The sequence below is a fragment of the Microbacterium sp. GbtcB4 genome, assembly GCF_019091465.1.
Taxonomy (GTDB): Bacteria; Actinomycetota; Actinomycetes; order Actinomycetales; family Microbacteriaceae; genus Microbacterium; species Microbacterium paraoxydans.
Map to the genome: position 1 here is coordinate 1 of NZ_JAGXJJ010000658.1, position 233 is coordinate 233.

A 233-nucleotide genomic window follows, 5' to 3' on the forward strand; every position below is an offset into this window, starting at 1 on the left:
GATCGGCCGCTGCACCTGGGTCGCGTCCTGGGACAGCTCGAAGTCGACGATTCCGGCGGCGGCATTGCGGGGCACGTTGTCCCGTACCGGCCCCTGCTCCCCCCCGAGGGTCCGGCGGAGAATCTCGGCCTGGTGGGCGGGAGAGCCGCCCATGAGATCGGAGCGGTCGGCGAGGGGGATCCCCAGGTCGCGCGGGTCGAGGTCGTGCTCGTGGATGGCCCCGCGGGGGACCT

The 233-nt window shown here is 73.4% G+C and carries 1 pseudogene; it reads right to left on the bottom strand.

Features of this window, described 5'->3' with window-relative positions:
• Positions 1 to 233, bottom strand: a pseudogene (locus KVS71_RS19165) (anthranilate phosphoribosyltransferase); the annotation flags it as partial.